An 18,262-nucleotide genomic window follows, 5' to 3' on the forward strand; every position below is an offset into this window, starting at 1 on the left:
AAAGGTACCCCGGGGATAACAGGCTGATCATTCCCAAGAGTCCATATCGACGGGATGGTTTGGCACCTCGATGTCGGCTCGTCGCATCCTGGGGCTGGAGCAGGTCCCAAGGGTTCGGCTGTTCGCCGATTAAAGCGGCACGCGAGCTGGGTTCAGAACGTCGTGAGACAGTTTGGTCTCTATCCTCTGCGCTCGTTGGAATCCTGAGGAGGCCTGCCCATAGTACGAGAGGACCTGGGTGGACGAACCTCTGGTATGCCGGTTGTCACGCCAGTGGCACGGCCGGTTGGCTACGTTCGGATGGGATAACCGCTGAAAGCATCTAAGCGGGAAGCCCGCTCCAAGATAAGGATTCCTGACACCCCATGAGGGTGTGTGAGACTCCAGGCAGAACACCTGGTCGATAGGCCGGACGTGGAAGCCCCGCGAGGGGTGGAGCCGACCGGTACTAACAGTCGAAGACAACCAATCAACAATCAATCGTCACCAAATATGACCCCGACGTCACGGAAACGTACGGGCGGTCACTCGAACACACACTTGCGCTTGCGTCCACCATCCGGTCCCCAACCCGCCACCCGGCTCCCGTCATGGGAGACACCGAAACGGGGATGATAAATAATATAAGATTTTGCGGCGGCCATGGCCCAGGGGAGACGCCCGGTCCCATTCCGAACCCGGAAGCTAAGCCCTGGCACGGCGATGGTACTATGCTTGAGAGGGCATGGGAGAGTAGCACACCGCCGCAACACAACGTTGATGAGGGACCCCGGAAGGCAACAGCTTTCCGGGGTCCTTTTTCCATACCCGGACACGACACGGCTCCCTCCGATGTGCGTGGGAACGCATCGTTGTACACCAGCGGCAGTTCCGTTCTGCTGCCTGTGCGGGAGGGCATATATATTCGCGCACTGTCAGCAGATGCGTTCCGTCCGGCGTGCGCGAGACGGTTTCTCTATGTACTGTTGGCAGATGCATCCTGTCAAGCGTGCACGAGCCGGCTTGTTCGCGCACAGTTGGCAGATGCGTTCTGTGCACTGCACGTGAGGGAGTTTCCCCGTGCACCGATGGCAGGAGCATTCTGCCAGGTGCACGCGGGGGAGCAGCTTTGCGCACCCGTGGCAGATGCTTTCTGTCCGGTATGCACGAGGATGCATCTACATGTGCAGACAGCAACTCCTTCCTGCTGGTCGTGCATGAAAGGGCTCCCGGACCTGCACCTAACAGTCCGGTTCCGTCAGGCGTGCATGAGGCGGTTTCTTTGCGTGCACGTAGCAGTTCCGTTCCGTTCACTGCACATTGGCGCGACCCCGTACACACCACAGCGGGAAGCTATTTCGCTGGCGGGGATACAAAACGCTCGGCCGACACAGTACACGCTCTGGTGAAATGGCGGAAAATAGCGGTTCTTCAAAAGCGAATACGCAGCCCGTCAGAAGTTTTATATCCCCACCAGCAAATTGGGAGTAGATGGCGCAGGCATATTTGCTAGATAAAGCCGGGTACGGAAGCACAGCGCCGCGTTACGAGAGCATGGCGGTGCCGGTGTTGATATAGCGTCGCTGCCACTCCAGACACTGATACGTCTGTGTGGCGTCGGAAAGCGCGCGATGCTCCTCGACGTCCGAAATGCCGTAGCGCTGAATCAGATCCACCAAACGATGGCGTTCGGTGGGGAAGAGCTGGCGGTCAATCGACATCGTATCGATCGGTCGAACGCTGAAGCGGGTCGCGTCACCGATCACCCTGTTCGCGTTTGCGGTCAGGAACGACAGGTCAAAGCGAATATTATGCCCCACCAAACGATCCGATTCAGTCCACTCGATAAATTCTTCAATCACGTCGTCAATAGCAGGCTTATCGGCGAGCATGGCGTCTGAGATGCCGGTCAGCGAAGTGATTCTGCTCGGAATCGGTCGCAACGGGTTGACCAGCTGGCTATAGCGGTCAACAATCTTCCCGTCACGTATTTTCACCGCGCCGATTTCGGTGATGCGGTCGGTACGCGCGCTGAATCCCGTGGTCTCAATGTCGAGCGAAACATAGTTCTTTGGTATTCTCGCTGCTGGTTTCATACGCCTCTCGTTTCGTCTTCGTCTTCCCCAGAAGACTCGCGTCTGCACAATCCGCCGCGCCGCACGCCTCGTTGTGCGAGCGCGAACATACCCCTCAGTGTAGCGAATAGGCGCGCAACTGGCTAGATAATACTGATTTGCGCGCAATTTACACGCACTATTTCCACGATTTCGCTATATTTGCGTAATTATTGTGCGTATTCAGGCAAAAGAAAGACGCGCGCGTTCACGACACCTGCGGGAACTGCGAGGTAATCGTGTGCTCGTGATCCATGTATGCCGTGGTTTCCTTCATAGCCAGCGAAATACTCGCCTGCAGAAGGTCGGCGCCGGGCGCGTCTTCCGGCACGTTGAACTTGAGGCGCATTTGGTGCCATGCCACATTGCTGTGATTCGACTCACTGCGCCCCTCGTCCACGAATCCGAACGAGCTGTAGAACGGCAGCTTCTTCTCTTTGCAAGCGAGCACAATGCCTTCGCGGTGGGCGAGGGCGGCGTCGAGAATAACCTGGCGCATCAAGAACGACGCGCAACCGCGGTGCTGATACATCGGTGCGGTGTTCACGCCGAGGATCATCTGCCAGGGAGCGTCGCTGTTGTGCAGTTCCGGTGACTCATACATCTCGTCGGTCAGATCTGCCTGCGCGGTGACGGGTCCGTCGATGAAGCTGACGAGCATACCGTCGTCGAGTTGCGCGGGGAAACAGTCGTTATCTGATGTCACAGGATTGACCAGCAACCAGAAGTGATCTGGGTATGTTTCAAGTCTGTTGGCCAGTCGGTCAAGATCGGCGGCTTCGCTTGGTGGGAAGCATGCCGATTCAACTGCAGCCAGCGCATCCAGATCATCCAGTGTCGCATGTCGAACAAGCATAAGGTATATAGTCTCTCAGGGCATACCCAAGTAGCCGATTTTCCTAGATAACTACTGAGAAAATGATCGAAAACTGCTCAAGTAGTGAGTCATTCTCGCTCGCATGCTGCGTTTGCCCGCAATATTGAATATCGCGCTGATTTTTGCTCGTGTCACTATATGGACGCTTCATATTACAGTTATTTGCTATTTTGCCGCCACGCTCGGCACTGCAATTCCAGCTCGTGAGAGCAACGTATCAGTTTAGCTATAGCCACGCCGTGTTTTCCGCTGATTGAGCTCGTACAGTAACAACTACCGGCGCGAAACACACGCTGGCAATCAATTGAAAACAGCGAAAAATCGCATGAGTGAAAGGTGGCAGAGGTGAAATACGCGGTTCTGGGAGCAGGCGGCATGGGTATTCAGTATGGCGTGCTTCTGCAGGAATTTGCTCACCAGTCGGTAGATTTCGTGGACACGTGGACGCCAAACGTCGAGAAGATTCGCGAGCAAGGCGGCGCATACGTGTCGCAGGACGGGCAGAACCGCCATCTCGTGCCGATCAACATCTATTACCCCGAGGAATACGACGGCGACCCCGACGTGTGGATCATCTTCGTCAAGCAGAACCAGCTGCCGGAGTTTCTCGAGCGCACCGCGCCGAAGTTCCGCGAACACCAGGCTGTGTTCTCGGCGATGAACGGCTACGGTCACTTCGAGAAAATCGCGGAGTATTTCCCGAAGAACAAGATCTACGGTGGGGCACGGCGCTGATCGGCGCGTACGTGTATGGCCCGGGCGATTTCAACTTCACAGGCGGCGCGCACGCGAAGGCTATGAACATGTGCGCGTACGACGAGCACGATCTCGAAACGGATCCGGTGGAGCAGGCGCTGTTCAACGACTTCCAGAACGCGACGCTCAACCCGACCGTCGTGGAGCACTTCCTCGGCATGTGTTGGGCGAAGATCGTGTTCAACTCGGTGCTCAACACACTGTGCACGATGTACCAGATTCGATTCGGCGAATTTGCTGAACATCCGGCCGCGCCGGTGCTGACGGAACGGCTCGTCGATGAGGCTTACGGCGCTGCGGAACACGCGGGCGTCACGCTGCTCGGCACGAGGGAAAGCGAGGTGGAGACGATAATGCACACGGCATCGATTGCGCATCCGCTGCATTATCCCTCGATGTATCAGGACCTGACTCGCTGCCGCCCGACCGAAGTGGACTACATCAACGGATACATTGCGCAGACCGGACGCGAGCACGGCTACATCTGCCCGCTGCACGAGTTCGTGACGCAGGAAGTCCACCTGGCTGAGCACGCGTTCGCGATTCACCACCCGGAGATCGCGCAGCAGCAGGCTCTCAACGACTAAATCTTTCTCCGCCCGCGCTTTTCCGACCAATATGTAGGTCATTACGAGAGCAATTTGCGACTCGTAACTATACAGGTCGCGGAGGGGAAGCCCAAAAGACCCATATATATGGGTCGGTAGAACGTAACTGGAAATGCGACATCTCACGCCGGTTTCGGCGTTGAAATGCAAGGGGAGGGGTATTTCTCGCCCGCGTGCCCGTTATGCGCACGGCATGCAGACTTCAGCGCTGCGCAACCGCATCTGGCAACACTTGCAAGGAACTCTTGCATAATCGCGGGATTATGCGGGTACGCGGGCGGGAAATATATCAAGCGCGACTCGCCAATTGCGCATAATACCTGTGCGCTGACAACACTGCGCCGAAAGCGCACTTCTCATTCGCATAATTCGGTCAAATACTCAATTTTCACTACGCACATCAAGAGAAATACGAAGAAATAAGAGAGATAATAATGTCTATTTTTGCCAATCTGAAGAAACTCGCCAACCACCGCAAAGCAGCCGTTCGCGTGACGGCAGGCGCGCTCGCCGCCGTCACCCTGTTCGCCAGCACCGCATGCGGCACAGCACAGAGCGCGAACGCCAGCTCGAACACAATAGCCGAACCGACCAACGGCAAAACGGTGAAAGTCACCGTCGGCGTGTGCGCCGGACCTTACGGAGACATGGTCGAAGAGGTGATCGCCCCACTGCTCAAAGAGAAGGGCTACGAGGTGAGCACCAAGGTGTTCAACGACTACGTGCAGCCAGACAAAGCGCTTGCCAGCGGCAAAATCGACGCGAACCTGATGCAGCATGGCAACTACCTGAAGAAGTTCAGTAAAGACAACAATCTCGATTTGGTGTCGCTCGGGCAGACGCCGACGCTGGGACTGGGCATCTATTCGAAGAAATACAAGTCGATCAGTGAGATCCCAGACGGCGCGACCGTGGCGATCGCGAACGACGGCTCGAATTTGGCGCGCTCACTCGGCGTGCTGCAGCAGCAGAAACTCGTGACGATCAAAGACGGCGTGGATTCCACGAAGGCGTCGGTCTCCGACATCACGTCGAATCCGAAGAACCTCAACATCAAGCCGATCGATGCGGCGCAGCTCGCACGTTCGCTCGACACCGTTGACGTGTCGCTCGTGCCAGGCAACTACTCGTGGGCGGCGGGACTCGACCCGAACAGCGCGCTCGCCCTGGAGAAGCAAGACGACGGCGTGATCGAAGTCTTCGCCATCGCCGGCTCGAACAAAGACACGCATTTCGCGAAGACGGTGAAGGCACTGCTCGTGAGCGACGAGTTCAAGAACGCGATCGCGAAGAGCAAATTCAAGGACTTCGGCAAGCCGGCGTCGTGGAACGCTTGAGTCGGGCGCGCGGCTGAAACCGGCGAATACGAGTGCAGAAAAGAGATGCGATGAGCGAGCAAAATATAAGTAATGCAAATATTATTGAGCTGCGTGATATCTGCGTCACGTTCCACGAAAAAGACCGAACCGTGAACGCGGTTAAACACGTGAACGTGAGCGTGCGCGAGGGTGAGATCTTCGGCATCGTCGGATTCTCCGGCGCGGCAAATCCACGCTCGTGCGCACGATCAACCTGCTCGAACGCCCCACGTCCGGTCAGGTGATCGTGGAAGGGCGCGACGTGACGAACTTGCGCGGCAAGGAACTGCGCGAACTGCGTAAGTCGATCGGCTTCATATTCCAAGGATTCAACCTGATCGACAACGTGACAGTGGGCAAGAACATCGAGTTCGCGCTCAAAGCGGGCAACTACCCGAAGAACAAGTGGTGTGCGCGCATCGAGGAGCTGCTCGAACTCGTGGGACTTTCCGAGAAAATCGACAGCTACCCATCGAGCTTGTCGGGCGGGCAGAAGCAGCGCGTATCGATTGCGCGCGCGTTGGCAAACAGCCCTCGGATTCTGCTGTGCGACGAGGCGACGAGCGCGCTCGACTTGGAGACCACCGAGGAGATTCTCGCACTGCTCAAACGCATCAACTCCGAGCTAGGCATCACGATAGTGTTCATCACGCACCAATTCGATGTGGCGAAAGCGATTTTCGATGACGTCGCGGTGATGGAACATGGCGTGATCGTGGAGCAGGGCAGCACGTTCGACGTGTTCTCCGCACCACAACACCCGACCACGAAGGCGCTCGTGGAACGCTATTTGGGCATCGCGCTGCCGGATCAGCTCGTGCCGCGCCTGCCGGCCGGCCGCCTGATCGAGTTGCGATACAAAGACGAGGGCGCGTTTCGCCCGCTCATCAGCGAGGTCGCGCAGCATCACGACGTGTCGATCAACGTGCTGCACGGCAACGTCGGCTACTTCGGCACGCAGGCGATCGGCACACTGATCGTGCTCGTCAGTGCCCGCCAAAACGGGCAGGTCGGCGCGCAGACCGTGCAGAACGCGATCGACGAACTGGGTTCGCACGTCTACTCATGGCGTGAACTGAGCAGCGATTTGAACGATGACCTCGGGCATAGCGTCGAGGCGGTATTCGCGGACGATGCGCTGGCGGGCACAACCGGAGCTACGGGCGAGGCAGCGGACGGTGCAACGGAACAGGGAAACACTGCGAAAAACAACAGCGTGAAACACAGTGGCGTGAAACATGACGATGAGGAGGTGCTCGCATGAGCGACACGATCGAGATTCTGCAAGATAACCTGGGGCAGGCGTTGTGGGACACGTTCTACATGGTCGGCATCGCCACCGTTGTCGGCGTGGTGCTCGGCACGGCTCTCGCGCTGTTGCTGTACCTGACCCAGCATCGGCTGTTCACCCCAAACCGCGTGGTCAACGAGGTCATCGGATTCGTCGTCAACGCCATCCGCTCGATGCCGTTCCTGATTCTGCTCGTCGTGCTGATTCCGCTGATCCAACTGCTCATCGGCGACCCCTACACGCCGACCGGCGGCGCGATCGCCTTGTCGATCGCCGCAGTGCCGTTCTTCGCACGCATCGCCGAAAGCTCGTTCTGCGAGGTGGACGACGGTCTGCTCGAAGCCGCGATCTCCACCGGCGCGCCCACTCGCCAGATCATCTTCGGCGCGATCTTCCCACAGGCGTTGCCAAGCTTCATCCGCGGCATCGTGCTCACGATCATCTCTCTGCTCGGCTATTCGGCGATGGTCGGCACCATCGGTGCGGGCGGCATCGGCGACCTGGCCATCCAATACGGCTACAACCGCTACGAAACCGGCGTGCTCGTCGCCATCGTGCTGCTGCTGATCGTGCTCGTGCAGCTCATTCAGTGGATCGGCGACCGCATCGCCCTGAAAGTCACCCACTAACCACGCCATTCACCCATTTCCGCCCCCTCATTTCGCTGGTGGGGATATAAAACTGCTGAACCACCAAGTATACGGAAAACAAGATCCGCTGTTTTCCAACGATTTTTGCAACCGGATACTTGGAGGTAACAAAGTTTTATATCCCCGCCAGCAAAATGGGGAGGAAAGAGAGGGGAGGAAGAAGACCATCATGACGATTTCGTTCTCGAAAGCCGCTCAATCCATTCCACCGAACGTGTTCGAACGCATGGATCGCAAAGTGCTGGCTGCGAGGCAGCGCGGCATCGACGTGATCGACCTGTCGAAAGGCAATCCAGACGGATTCCCCGAAGACTTCATCCGTAGTGTGACGCGCAAGGCGGTCGACGAGCCGGCGAACGCGCGCTACACGCCATTCGACGGCAAGCCGGAGTTCCTGCAGGCCGCCGCGAACTGGTATCGCAACGTGCACGGCGTCACCCTCGACCCGCAGTGCGAGCTCTTCGCAGTCGAAGGCGCTGTGGACGGACTCGCCGATCTGTTCAGCATCCTGCTCGACCCGGGCGATGCCGTCGCCTTCGCCGACCCTTATTACCCGTCGTATCACTGCATGGCCAACATCTGCGGCGCGCGCGAGGTGTTGCTGCCCGCGCGCGAAGACCTCGGCTGGCTGCCCGACCTCGATGCCGTAGCGCCGCAAACCTGGCAGGATGTGAAGCTGCTCGTGCTCAACTACCCGAACAATCCCACCGGCGCGCAGGCACCGCTCTCGTTCTTCGAGCATGCTGTCGAACTAGCCGTCGAACACAACTTCGTGATCGTGCACGACTTCGCCTACGCCGGCCTCGGCGTCAACGAACAGCAGCACAGTCTGCTCGAAGTAATCGAAGATCTGCCGGAACACCACCCCGCGCGAGACCTGTGCGTGGAGGTGTGCTCGCTGTCGAAAATGTATGCAATGGCGGGCTGGAGAGCAGGGTTTATAGCCGGTAGCGAACAAGTTCTTGACGTAGCGAAAGAATTCCACTATCAAATGGGTTCTATGATTACTTCTTTCGTGCAAGACGCAGGCGTGGCCGCGCTCAACAGCGACCAGAGCTGCGTCGCGCGTCAAGCCGCGCACTATGCGACTCGCCGCGCCATTGTAGCCAATGGCTTGCGCGAACTGGGGCATGATCTGTTCGACTCGCAAGGCGGACTCTACGTGTGGATGCGCGCGCCGCAAGGCAAGAGCGGAGAGCAGTTCGCGGATGAACTGCTCGACAAGGCAGCGGTGGCAGTGCTTCCGGGCACGTGCTTCGGTCACACAGGCGAACACTATGTTCGCCTGAGCTTGTTGCAGCCGGACGATCGTCTCGCAGAAGCCGTTCGCCGCATCGGCGCATGTTGTTGATATTGAGCACCGTATTTTTGAAAACAAGATCTCAATATGTGAGTCGTGAGCCAACCGTCTAACATAGCTCAGGCACGCTTGAACACGGCACGAAACTCGCGGTTCCCAATATCAGCAGCACAAGGGGAGACATAACCACATGTTCGATTGGTCGTTCGTCTCGAAATACGCGCCGTTCTTCGTGAACGGCGCATGGATGACGCTGTTCATATCTGTATTCGGCATCGCGCTCGCAATCCTCACCGGACTCGTGTGCGCGGGCATCGAAACCGCGAAAATTCCGGTGCTCAAGCAGATCACCAGCGTCTACATCGAGATCAGCCGCAACACTCCGTTGCTCGTGCAATTGTATTTTCTATATTTCGGTCTGCCGAAAATCGGGTTCGTGTGGGACGCCGAAACCTGCGCGATCATAGGCCTGGGGTTCCTCGGCGGATCTTACATGGCGGAGGCCATGCGCGCCGGACTGCAGTCAGTGCCGCAGATTCAACGCGAGAACGCGTATATGCTCGGCTTCTCGAAATGGCAGACGTTGACGCGCGTCGTCGTGCCGCAAGCCGTGGGCATCAGCATGCCGGGCGTCGTGGCGAACGTGATCTTCCTGATCAAGGAGAGCTCGGTGGTCTCCGCGATCGCGCTCGCCGACGTGATGTATATGGCCAAGGATCTTATGGGCATGTATTACAACACGTATGAGTCGCTGTTCATGCTGATTGTCACCTATTTGATCATTCTGCTGCCGATCTCCATTCTCGGCACTTGGCTGGAGAGGAGGTTCGATTATGCAAGGCGCTAACATTCTGCTCGAACCCGGCGTGTTCCCACGCTTGCTGCAGGGACTGTGGGTGACGGTGTGGATCGCCGCCGTTTCCGTGGGGCTGAGCATTCCAGTGGGGTTGATCACCGGTTGGCTGATGACGTTGAAGAACCCGATCATCCGCTTCATCATGCGGTTCTACCTAGATTTCATTCGTATTATGCCGCAGCTCGCATTGCTGTTCATCGCGTTCTATGGCATTGCCCGCATGTCGAACTGGAATCTGGACGCCACCGGCGCGTGCGTGCTCGTGTTCGTGCTGTGGGGCGGCGCCGAGCTCGGTGATCTGGTACGCGGCGCATTGCAGTCGATCCCGCAGATTCAATATGAGACCGCATACATGCTGGGCATGAGCAACTGGCAGTCGTTCGTTCACGTGATTCTGCCGCAGGCCGTGCGCCGACTGCTGCCCGGTGCGGTGAACCTGTCGACGCGCATTGTGAAAACCACGTCATTGGCCGTGCTGCTCGGCGTGGTCGAAGTGATCAAGGTGGGCCAGCAGATCATCGACGCGAACCGATTCCAATACCCGACCGGCACACTGTGGGTGTACGGCGTGATCTTCGTGATGTATTTCATCGTGTGCTGGCCGCTGTCGCTGGTGGCACACGCACTTGAAAAGAGGTGGGCAAATGACTGAGCAGACTGTGCAAGTTGAGACTGTGCAGAACAGGCAGACTGACGATGCGGCTGCGATGCTGCAGGTGACTGACTTGGTGAAGCATTATGCCGGCGCGGAGCACAACGTGTTCGACGGCATCTCGTTCTCGGTGCCGAAAGGCAAGGTGCTGGTGATCGTCGGGCCATCCGGTTCCGGCAAGTCGACGCTGCTGCGCACGATCGCCGGTTTGGAGCCGATTCAGGGCGGCACGATCTCGCTTGACGGGCAGGTGATCGAAACCGGCAAACCCGGCAACGAGAACAGCGGGCGCGCCAAGCGGCCCGAAGCGTTGCGCACGAAATTCGGCATGGTGTTCCAAAGCTACGAACTGTTCCCGAACAAAGACGTGCTCGGCAACATTACGATGGCTCCGATCCTCGTGCAAAAGCGCAAGAAAGCCGAAGCCGAACGCGAAGCCATGCAACTGCTGGAACGCGTGGGGTTGGCGGATCGCGCCCACGCCAAGCCGCACGAGCTTTCCGGCGGCCAGAGGCAGCGCGTGGCGATCTGCCGTGCGTTGATTCTGCATCCGGAGATCCTGCTGCTTGACGAGATCACGGCGGCACTCGACCCCGAGATGGTGCACGAAGTGCTCGAAGTGGTGGTGGAATTGGCCGACGCCGGTCAGACCATGCTCATCGTGACGCACGAGATGCAGTTCGCACGTGCGATCGCCGACCGCGTGATTCTGCTGGCAGACGGCAAGATCGTCGACAGGTCCACCGACCCTGAGCAGTTCTTCACCGATCCGCAGACGGAGCGCGCCAAGGAGTTCCTGCACTCCTTTGACTTCAAGCGCAACCGCACCGAACAGGCCGAAGAAGCATTGGAACGTTTCGACAACGAATAAAGGGCAACCAGACGTTGTTGAAGTGAAGAGAATTTGATCAATAGGGAAGAGCGAAGAAAGGACACAACCATGAGCTCATCCATGTTCAAACAGCTGGGAAAGGCAATCGCGGCAGCGGGGGCTGCGGTGATGATGATCACCGCTGTTGCCGCTTGTGGCCCGAACGCAGCCACCCCAAGCGAAGCCGGATCAGCTTCCGGCGATTCCACCACGACCACCACGGTGAAGGCACGCTCGCTCGATGACATCAAGAAGTCCGGCGAACTGCGTGTGGCCGTGTTCTCCGACAAAGCGCCGTTCGGCTATGTCGATAAAGACGGCAACTACGCCGGCTACGACGTTGTGTTCGCTGAACGTCTCGCCAAAGACCTCGGCGTCAAGCCCGTCTACACGTCGGTCGATCCGGCCGCCCGCGTCGACGTGCTCGCCTCCAACAAGGTTGACGTGACGCTGGCGAACTTCACGGTGACGAAGGAACGCGCCGAAAAGGTTGATTTCGCCAAGCCATACATGAAGGTGTCGCTCGGCATCGTCTCACCTGAAAAAGCGCCGATCAACGACGTGAAAGAGCTGGATGGCAAAACGCTGATCGTCGCCAAGGGCACGACCGCCGAACCGTATTTCGAGAAGAACTACCCGAACGTCAAGCTGCTGAAATTCGACCAGTACGCCGATGCCTACAACGCCCTGCTCGACGGGCGAGGCGACGCGATGAGCACCGACAACACCGAGGTGCTCGCTTGGGCGAAGGCCAACAAGGGCTACACGGTGGGTGTCACCGAACTCGGTGACGTCGAGACGATTGCGCCAGCAGTGCAGAAGGGCAACAAGGAGCTGCTCGACTACATCAACAGCGAAATCGAACCCCTCGGCAAGGAGAAGTTCTTCCACAAGGACTTCGAACAGACGCTGAAGCCGGTGTATGGTTCCGAAGTCGATCCAGACGACATCGTTGTGGAATCCGGAGTCGTCGAGGAATCCAAGTAATCCATCGATTCTCATAAGAATGGCGCTTGCGTAGATTTATCGTCTATGCAAGCGCCATTCCTTTTGCCGTTTTGTCAGATGGTTTTGCCGTTTTTGCTTATGTTAGGGCTGTTTTGTGTGCCAAAACGTCAGATTCATCTGTAGAAACAGCGAAAGCATGCTGTTTTGCTGTTTTGCCGGCTGCTTTTGCCGTTTTGCTTATGCTGGGGCTATTTGGCATGTCGGATCGTCAAATCTATTTGCCATAACGTCAAAATAATCTGTATTTGCTGTTTTGTCGGATGCTTTTGCCGTTTTATACGGTTTTACGGCTGTTTTGTGTATCAGAACGTCAAATCCATCTGTAGAAACGGCGAAAGCATGCTATTTTGCCGTTTGTCAGATGATTTTGCCGTTTTTGCTTATGCTGGGGCTGTTTTGTGTGTATAAACAGCAAATCCATCTGATATAACGTCAAAATATTTTTATAGCCGTGTTGGGTCGCGCCTAGGGGTGGGCGGTGATGCGCGCTTCGTCAGGGTATTCGTTCTCGCCGCACTTCGTGTGGCTCGAGGCGAATGTTCCTCAGCGCACATCACCGCCCACCCCTAGGCGCAGATTCGTAGGGGCTCATCCTCACGGCATTTGGTTGGGGGGGGGGGGAGACGTCTCTCGGTGCCCACCTAGGCGTAATCGCATTTCGCACGCCTGCATATATGTTGTGTGCAGGAAGATCGTTCACAGAGAAAGAGCCTGCTATGACTACGGAACCGACATATGCCCATGCCAGCGCGCATAATCTCGGCAGCGGTGCCCGCCGTTTCATCGTGTTGTGCTATGTTTGCGCACTGGTTTTTCCACCGCTTGGACTCGTGCTGTTCATTGTGGCGTTGCGCAGAAATCACAGCGCCAATGGAACGGAACGCGCGGCAATCATCGGAGGAATCGTCCTTGGCATCATCAATACATTGCTGCAGTACGTTGATTGGCGACGCGTATGTAGCGCGATTCGCGCGCATCGCCGCAGTGCGCGTGCGTAGCGTTACGTTCTCAGCAATCGGTGACACAGCACCGGCAAACGATTGGGCGTCCAAGTATTTTCAGCAATACTTGGACGCCCAATCAGTGTTTTGTGTGCGATACGGTGAAACTTACTAATTGTTCTGTGGGGTGGAATCCTGCGTGGTGAGCATCGCCTGCGTCATCTGGTTGAACAGATCGGAGTAGCCGCCTGGAGTCGATGCCGGAACCACGAGCGTTTTCGCGTTCTTCGATTCGGATAGCGAACGGAGCACATCGAGGTATTGGTTGAACAGTACCACGTTGTTGACGGCGGAGATGTCCATGCCGACTTCCTGAAGGCTCTTGATCTGGTCGACGATGCCGTCTGCGATCTCGCGGCGATAGTTCGCCTGGCCCTCACCCTGCAGGCGCACCTTCTCAGCTTCGGCGGCAGCCTGCGTCTCGATCTGAATGCGCATGGCCTCGGCACGCTGACGAGTCGCTTCCTTTTCGCGCTGTGCGGCGTTGATCGAATCCATTGCAGACTTCACCTGCGGGCTCGGGTCGATCGCCGTGATCAGCGTCTTGACCACAGTAAAGCCGAAGCGGGCCATTTCGGTGCCGACGGTCTGCTGCACGTCAGCCGCCACCGAATCCTTCTTCGCGAAGGCGTCGTCAAGCGTGAGCATAGGAATCGCGGAGCGCAGGGCGTCTTCCATGTACGAACGCAGCTGCCCCTGCGGGTCGCGCAATTCGTAATATGCCTTAGCCACGTTGTCGGGATTCACGCGATACTGCGTCGATGCAGCAATCGTCACGAACACATTGTCGAGCGTCTTCGTCTCGAGTTTCACATTGAGCTGTGAAACTCGCATGTTCGTTTTCATCGCGATGCGGTCGACGAACGGAACGAGCAGGTGAATGCCGGCGAAGCGAACCGCGCGGAATTTGCCGAAGCGTTCGATGACGTATGCCTGCTGCTGTGGCACGACGTAAATCGCCATGCACACCAGCACGATCACGATCACCAGTAACACGATGAGCGAGATAAACGAGCCCATGATTTCCTTCTTTCTCTCGTCATGGCGCAATAGCTCAAGAGTATCTGAAAGAAGCATGCCAGTTCGCGTGCTGTTCGGGAGCCGGATATGGCGTCGAGCGAGTGTCTCATAATGTGAAACACTGAATCCGCATATTGATTCGCTCACAGCTCAAGATAATGCGAAAACTATGCAGTGAGTTCGTCACAGTCGAACGCGCCAAACTTTTTCGACCAATATAAATATTGGTCGAAAATGCAAAAGCCCTACTGCGAACTAGTATTCAGTAGGGCTTTTGAGTACGTGCCTCGAGAGATGTTGTTCTGCTTAACCAATATATTGGTCAAAATCAGGAAGCGAGGAAGTCTTTGATTTGCGCGGCCTGTGCGTAACCGGCACGGTACATGCGCTCAAGTCCTTCGAACGTCTTCGTCAGTGTGGAGAGCCCGTAGAGCTCTTCGGGAGCGAGAATAAGCACGCGCCCGTCATCGCGGTATTTCTTGGCGAGAGCCACCTCGTCGTTGTACGTCTTGTAGCGGTTGAGCAGTCGCTCGGCAGCGGCGGGGTAGGAGTGGCGCAGAATGCGCGCCGGAGCGACGTCGTGATGCTGTTCGCGCAGCACGTCGAGCTGGCGCGTCAGAATCACCACAACGCGGTCGCAGCCGTCATCAATCGCCTTCTGCACCGGAATCGGGTCGACGATGCCGCCGTCAAAATACGGCACGCCGTCGATGAACTGCGGTTGGCAGGCGACAGGCACGGCGGAACTCGCCTTCATGATGCTGAAGTCGTCGTAGTGCACGTCATCTTTGGTGAAATACTTCGCGGAGCCATCCTCACCATTGCAGGCGACCACGGTGAACTCGGCGGGGTTCTTCTCGAACGCCGCATAATCCACCGGATTCTCACCGTCGTGATTGCTCAGCGTGCCATACACGTAGTCGAGGTCGCAGAAATTGTGCTTGTGAATGAAGTTGTCTACGCTCGCGTATTCCTTGCGGAACGCGTACTGCGTGTAGAACGTGTGGTTGCGGCCGAGCTGACCCGCCATATACGAGGTCAGGTTCGCGGAGCCGGCGGAAACGCCGTAGCAGCGGTCGAAGTTGATGCCCTCTTCAAGCAGGCGATCTTCCACTCCCGCGCCGAAAATCGCGCGGAAGCCGCCGCCGACGTCGATGACGCCGGTTTTATGCGCGTTCGTGTGTGAACTGGCGGGTGCTGCGGTCATGAGTTCTCCTCATTTCTCGATGTCTCTGCAATATTCTCTCGTGATATTTCGCACGCAAGATTTTTCCGTAAATACGTTTGAGTCTAGTGTTGCGCGAGTATTTGGCGGGCCGCATGCCCACGGATTAGAGCGAGTTATAGCGGGCGATTGAGCAGCTCGTTCGCAAGTGCGGCGATTCGCGGACTCGTGTCGGAATTCGCGAGCTGCACGCTGCCCTGCTGGTCTTCGGGCGCGAGCTCTCCGAGCGATTCGAGCACCACATGCAGGTGATGCGCAGTGCCCTCATTGCCGTCGATGATCGCCACGTGGTCGGGCAGCAGCTCGCGGAAGTAGTCGCGGTAGAACACGAAGTGCGTGCAGCCGAGCACCACCGAGTCAACGGAGTCGAGGTCGTACTGAGAGAAGTATTCATGCAGCGTGCTCATCACGAGATCATGGTCATCGAGCTGCCCATGTTCGACGATTTCGACGAGCTTCGGGCAAGGCTGCTTGTAAATCGTGTGATCGTTCTCGAAGCGGTGCATGAGCGCGGCGAACTTCTTCTCGCGCAACGTGAGCGGAGTGGCGGCGACGATGACGGTCTGGCGCTCGCCATGACCGCGGTCGCAGGCGACTTTGAGCGCGGGCTCCATGCCGATGATCGGGATGCTGTAGTGTTCGCGCAGCTGCTGCACGGCGCTCGACGTGGCGGTGTTGCAGGCGATGACGATTGCCTTGGCGCCCTGCTGCACCAGATGCTCCACAATATCGAACGACAGTTCGCGCACTTGCTCCGGCGTTTTCGTGCCGTAGGGTGCGTGCGCGGAGTCGCCGAAGAAGATGACGTGCTCGTTCGGCAGATCTTGGCGAATCTGCTTGACCACGGAGATGCCGCCAAGTCCGGAATCGAATGCGCCGATTGGGGCAGTGGAAGTCATGAGGCCTCTTTTCTTTTCCGATCGCATTTTATTCTACTCGAGAGATGGCTTTTGAGGTAGAGTGGGGCGTATGAGTTTGCCAGAACATATGATCAAGGCGCAGGGCACCGGCAACGATTTCATCATGTATGCCGACCCGAATGGTGAAGCGGCGCCTACGCAGAAGGAAATCGTGAAGGTGTGCGACCGACACTTCGGCATCGGCGCGGACGGGCTTATTCGCGTCACGCACCCGCAATACGTTGACGATTTGGACGAGCACACGGTTGAGGCGCTCCACGATGCCGGCGTGGAATGGTTCATGGACTACCGCAATGCAGACGGTTCATTGGCTGAGATGTGTGGCAATGGCACTCGCGCCACCGCGCAGTTTTTGGTGCAGCGCGGGCTGATCTCGTTGGGTGAGAACGAGTCGTTCAAACTCGGCACTCGCGCCGGCGCCAAGCGCATCACGCATCTGCCCGACGATGCCGAGCTCGGCTCTCAACTGTTCCGCGTCGACATGGGCAAATGGTCCATGGGCGCCAGGAACGAATACACGGTGACCATCCCCGGTTCGCAAGGCGAGGGCAAGGGTACGTTCGTCGACATGGGCAATCCGCACGTGGTGACGATCGTCGAAGACGCCTATTCCACACTGCCCGTGCTCGGCGACTTGGAGCTGACCCACGCGCCAGACGTGACGCCGGAACTGCCGAACGGCCAGAACGTGGAATTCGCGCGCATCGACAACCTCGACACCGAGCGCGACTTGGGCGACGCCTCAATGCGCGTGTACGAGCGCGGCGTGGGTGAGACGCTGGCCTGCGGAACGGGCATGTGCGCCACGGCCATCGTGCTCCGCGCCAAAACGCAGATCGACCACTGGCGCATTCACGTGCTCGGTGGCACTGTGCGCGTTGATGTGACCGATGATTCGGTGATGCTCACCGGCCCTGCCGCCCTCACCGCCGAATTCCAGCTCCTCTAGCGTATTCAGCGGAAGAGCATTGCGCCATCTTTGACCAGGATCAGCGTGATGAGCGCCACTACCCAGACCACATCGACCATCAGATCGATGTTGAGACGGTAGCAGGTGAGTAGTCGGCGCGCTTTCGACGGCAGATGCTGCACGGTGACGGTGGCGTGCGAAACCGCCATGAACTGAATCGTCGTGGCGAACATAAGCACCAAGCACCACGGGCACAAGGCGTTGATGACGAACAACGACTGCGACGTGAGCCAATACGAATAGGCGAGCGCCGCCAGCGATCCGAGCCAAGTGCAGGTGGCGAACCAGCGTGGCATTTTCATGCGGGCCAGTCCGATGACGGCGATCGTGACGAACACCGACTCCGCCGCAATGCCGAAGAACGCGTTGGGGAAGCTCAGCTCGCCGAATTTGACGATTTCCGACTGCCACGACTCCGCCACCGTCGAGCATGAGAGCACGGCGTTCACATCGCAGCCGAGCGACTGGTTCGGGTGGCGCGCCAGCTGCAATGTTTCGGCGGAGAGGATGAACGAGACAAGCAGTGCCACGCCGGAGGCGAGCAGCATGATCAGGTACGTCCACGTGGCTCCATGACGCCATCCGGTCGGGCGCAGATTCACCAACTCCGCGGTGGCCGTGTTTGTGGTGGCCGCGCTCTCGGATGGTGCAGAATTCGCCGCCTTGTTGCCCGTGCTGCTCATGCCAATCTCCAATCGATGCAATACAAATCTCAACGCGCGTCGATGTGCGCTTCTGGCGTTTACGATACCGCAAGGTGGGCGATAAAACAGTCAAGCGTCAACATTTTGCGCACAATTGCGACC

Annotated in this window: 16 protein-coding genes, 2 rRNA genes and 2 pseudogenes; 14 read left to right on the forward strand and 6 right to left on the reverse strand. The window is 57.7% G+C overall.

Annotated elements, in window-relative coordinates; genetic code table 11:
• A 23S ribosomal RNA gene (locus tag GSD1FS_RS00005) occupies window positions 1–472 on the forward strand; the annotation flags it as partial.
• A 160-nt stretch (window positions 473–632) separates the two neighbouring features.
• A 5S ribosomal RNA gene (gene rrf / locus GSD1FS_RS00010) occupies window positions 633–749 on the forward strand.
• Between the two features lie 774 nt (window positions 750–1,523).
• Here rrf and GSD1FS_RS00015 read toward each other — a convergent pair.
• Together GSD1FS_RS00015 and GSD1FS_RS00020 are read right to left on the reverse strand one after the other, a co-directional pair.
• The gene (locus GSD1FS_RS00015; RefSeq protein ID WP_155587850.1) at window positions 1,524–2,075 is read right to left on the reverse strand and encodes a 3'-5' exonuclease; all 552 of its coding nucleotides are present in this window, start codon (window positions 2,073–2,075) and stop codon (window positions 1,524–1,526) included.
• 226 nt (window positions 2,076–2,301) lie between these two features.
• Window positions 2,302–2,949 (reverse strand): GNAT family N-acetyltransferase, encoded by a 648-nt coding sequence (locus tag GSD1FS_RS00020; protein WP_155587851.1) that lies wholly within the window; start codon window positions 2,947–2,949, stop codon window positions 2,302–2,304.
• Between the two features lie 366 nt (window positions 2,950–3,315).
• Between GSD1FS_RS00020 and GSD1FS_RS00025 the strand changes: the two are divergent.
• The 11 genes and pseudogenes from GSD1FS_RS00025 (at window position 3,316) to GSD1FS_RS00075 (ending at window position 13,318) form a co-directional block, all read left to right on the forward strand.
• Window positions 3,316–4,313 (forward strand): annotated as a pseudogene (locus tag GSD1FS_RS00025) (ketopantoate reductase family protein).
• 461 nt (window positions 4,314–4,774) lie between these two features.
• Window positions 4,775–5,671 (forward strand): MetQ/NlpA family ABC transporter substrate-binding protein, encoded by an 897-nt coding sequence (locus tag GSD1FS_RS00030; protein WP_425481769.1) that lies wholly within the window; start codon window positions 4,775–4,777, stop codon window positions 5,669–5,671.
• 50 nt (window positions 5,672–5,721) lie between these two features.
• A pseudogene (locus tag GSD1FS_RS00035) lies at window positions 5,722–6,956 on the forward strand (methionine ABC transporter ATP-binding protein).
• Complete coding sequence (locus GSD1FS_RS00040; protein ID WP_155587853.1) at window positions 6,953–7,612, forward strand: methionine ABC transporter permease; 660 nt, start codon at window positions 6,953–6,955, stop codon at window positions 7,610–7,612. Before GSD1FS_RS00035 ends, GSD1FS_RS00040 begins: the two are co-directional and overlap by 4 nt.
• A 190-nt stretch (window positions 7,613–7,802) precedes the next feature.
• Entirely contained in the window at window positions 7,803–8,984 is a 1,182-nt protein-coding gene (locus GSD1FS_RS00045) for a pyridoxal phosphate-dependent aminotransferase (RefSeq protein WP_155587854.1), read from the forward strand.
• Between the two features lie 139 nt (window positions 8,985–9,123).
• The gene (locus GSD1FS_RS00050; protein WP_155587855.1) at window positions 9,124–9,780 is read left to right on the forward strand and encodes an amino acid ABC transporter permease; all 657 of its coding nucleotides are present in this window, start codon (window positions 9,124–9,126) and stop codon (window positions 9,778–9,780) included.
• Window positions 9,767–10,441, forward strand: coding sequence for an amino acid ABC transporter permease (locus GSD1FS_RS00055; protein ID WP_155587856.1), 675 nt, complete (start codon window positions 9,767–9,769; stop codon window positions 10,439–10,441). The genes GSD1FS_RS00050 and GSD1FS_RS00055 overlap by 14 nt, the downstream gene beginning before the upstream one ends.
• Entirely contained in the window at window positions 10,434–11,312 is an 879-nt protein-coding gene (locus tag GSD1FS_RS00060) for an amino acid ABC transporter ATP-binding protein (protein ID WP_425481758.1), read from the forward strand. Before GSD1FS_RS00055 ends, GSD1FS_RS00060 begins: the two co-directional genes overlap by 8 nt.
• Before the next feature lie 69 nt (window positions 11,313–11,381).
• Window positions 11,382–12,299: a cysteine ABC transporter substrate-binding protein gene (locus GSD1FS_RS00065; protein WP_155587857.1), complete on the forward strand. Its 918-nt coding sequence runs from the start codon at window positions 11,382–11,384 to the stop codon at window positions 12,297–12,299.
• Between the two features lie 26 nt (window positions 12,300–12,325).
• The gene (locus tag GSD1FS_RS00070; RefSeq protein WP_155587858.1) at window positions 12,326–12,547 is read left to right on the forward strand and encodes a hypothetical protein; all 222 of its coding nucleotides are present in this window, start codon (window positions 12,326–12,328) and stop codon (window positions 12,545–12,547) included.
• A gap of 489 nt (window positions 12,548–13,036) precedes the next feature.
• Entirely contained in the window at window positions 13,037–13,318 is a 282-nt protein-coding gene (locus GSD1FS_RS00075) for a hypothetical protein (protein ID WP_155587859.1), read from the forward strand.
• A 114-nt stretch (window positions 13,319–13,432) separates the two neighbouring features.
• On the opposite strand, the gene GSD1FS_RS00080 is transcribed toward GSD1FS_RS00075, so the two are convergent.
• The 3 genes from GSD1FS_RS00080 to murI form a co-directional block, all read right to left on the reverse strand.
• Window positions 13,433–14,341: an SPFH domain-containing protein gene (locus GSD1FS_RS00080; protein WP_155587860.1), complete on the reverse strand. Its 909-nt coding sequence runs from the start codon at window positions 14,339–14,341 to the stop codon at window positions 13,433–13,435.
• A gap of 328 nt (window positions 14,342–14,669) precedes the next feature.
• Window positions 14,670–15,548, reverse strand: a complete 879-nt coding sequence (locus GSD1FS_RS00085; RefSeq protein WP_155587861.1) for a patatin-like phospholipase family protein — start codon at window positions 15,546–15,548, stop codon at window positions 14,670–14,672.
• A gap of 134 nt (window positions 15,549–15,682) precedes the next feature.
• On the reverse strand, window positions 15,683–16,465 hold the full coding sequence (gene murI / locus GSD1FS_RS00090; protein WP_155587862.1) for a glutamate racemase: 783 nt from the start codon (window positions 16,463–16,465) through the stop codon (window positions 15,683–15,685).
• 70 nt (window positions 16,466–16,535) lie between these two features.
• On the opposite strand from murI, the gene dapF reads away from it, so the two are divergent.
• Window positions 16,536–17,435 carry a diaminopimelate epimerase gene (gene dapF / locus GSD1FS_RS00095; RefSeq protein ID WP_196424979.1) on the forward strand — a complete coding sequence of 300 codons (900 nt, stop codon included), beginning with the start codon at window positions 16,536–16,538 and terminating at the stop codon, window positions 17,433–17,435.
• 5 nt (window positions 17,436–17,440) lie between these two features.
• Here the strand turns inward: dapF and GSD1FS_RS00100 are convergent, their stop codons facing one another.
• Window positions 17,441–18,139: a vitamin K epoxide reductase family protein gene (locus GSD1FS_RS00100; protein WP_246165664.1), complete on the reverse strand. Its 699-nt coding sequence runs from the start codon at window positions 18,137–18,139 to the stop codon at window positions 17,441–17,443.
• Window positions 18,140–18,262: the final 123 nt, after the last annotated feature.

It is taken from the genome of Bifidobacterium canis (assembly GCF_009727065.1).
GTDB classification, from domain to species: domain Bacteria; phylum Actinomycetota; class Actinomycetes; order Actinomycetales; family Bifidobacteriaceae; genus Bifidobacterium; species Bifidobacterium canis.

Bases quoted from the DNA above. Each gene is read 5' to 3' on its own strand.
- GSD1FS_RS00015 (WP_155587850.1), bottom strand. From the start codon at position 2,075: ATGAAACCAGCAGCGAGAATACCAAAGAACTATGTTTCGCTCGACATT.
- GSD1FS_RS00020 (WP_155587851.1), bottom strand. From the start codon at position 2,949: ATGCTTGTTCGACATGCGACACTGGATGATCTGGATGCGCTGGCTGCA.
- GSD1FS_RS00040 (WP_155587853.1), top strand. From the start codon at position 6,953: ATGAGCGACACGATCGAGATTCTGCAAGATAACCTGGGGCAGGCGTTG.
- GSD1FS_RS00045 (WP_155587854.1), top strand. From the start codon at position 7,803: ATGACGATTTCGTTCTCGAAAGCCGCTCAATCCATTCCACCGAACGTG.
- GSD1FS_RS00050 (WP_155587855.1), top strand. From the start codon at position 9,124: ATGTTCGATTGGTCGTTCGTCTCGAAATACGCGCCGTTCTTCGTGAAC.
- GSD1FS_RS00055 (WP_155587856.1), top strand. From the start codon at position 9,767: ATGCAAGGCGCTAACATTCTGCTCGAACCCGGCGTGTTCCCACGCTTG.
- GSD1FS_RS00060 (WP_425481758.1), top strand. From the start codon at position 10,434: ATGACTGAGCAGACTGTGCAAGTTGAGACTGTGCAGAACAGGCAGACT.
- GSD1FS_RS00065 (WP_155587857.1), top strand. From the start codon at position 11,382: ATGAGCTCATCCATGTTCAAACAGCTGGGAAAGGCAATCGCGGCAGCG.
- GSD1FS_RS00075 (WP_155587859.1), top strand. From the start codon at position 13,037: ATGACTACGGAACCGACATATGCCCATGCCAGCGCGCATAATCTCGGC.
- GSD1FS_RS00080 (WP_155587860.1), bottom strand. From the start codon at position 14,341: ATGGGCTCGTTTATCTCGCTCATCGTGTTACTGGTGATCGTGATCGTG.
- GSD1FS_RS00085 (WP_155587861.1), bottom strand. From the start codon at position 15,548: ATGACCGCAGCACCCGCCAGTTCACACACGAACGCGCATAAAACCGGC.
- murI (WP_155587862.1), bottom strand. From the start codon at position 16,465: ATGACTTCCACTGCCCCAATCGGCGCATTCGATTCCGGACTTGGCGGC.
- dapF (WP_196424979.1), top strand. From the start codon at position 16,536: ATGAGTTTGCCAGAACATATGATCAAGGCGCAGGGCACCGGCAACGAT.
- GSD1FS_RS00100 (WP_246165664.1), bottom strand. From the start codon at position 18,139: ATGAGCAGCACGGGCAACAAGGCGGCGAATTCTGCACCATCCGAGAGC.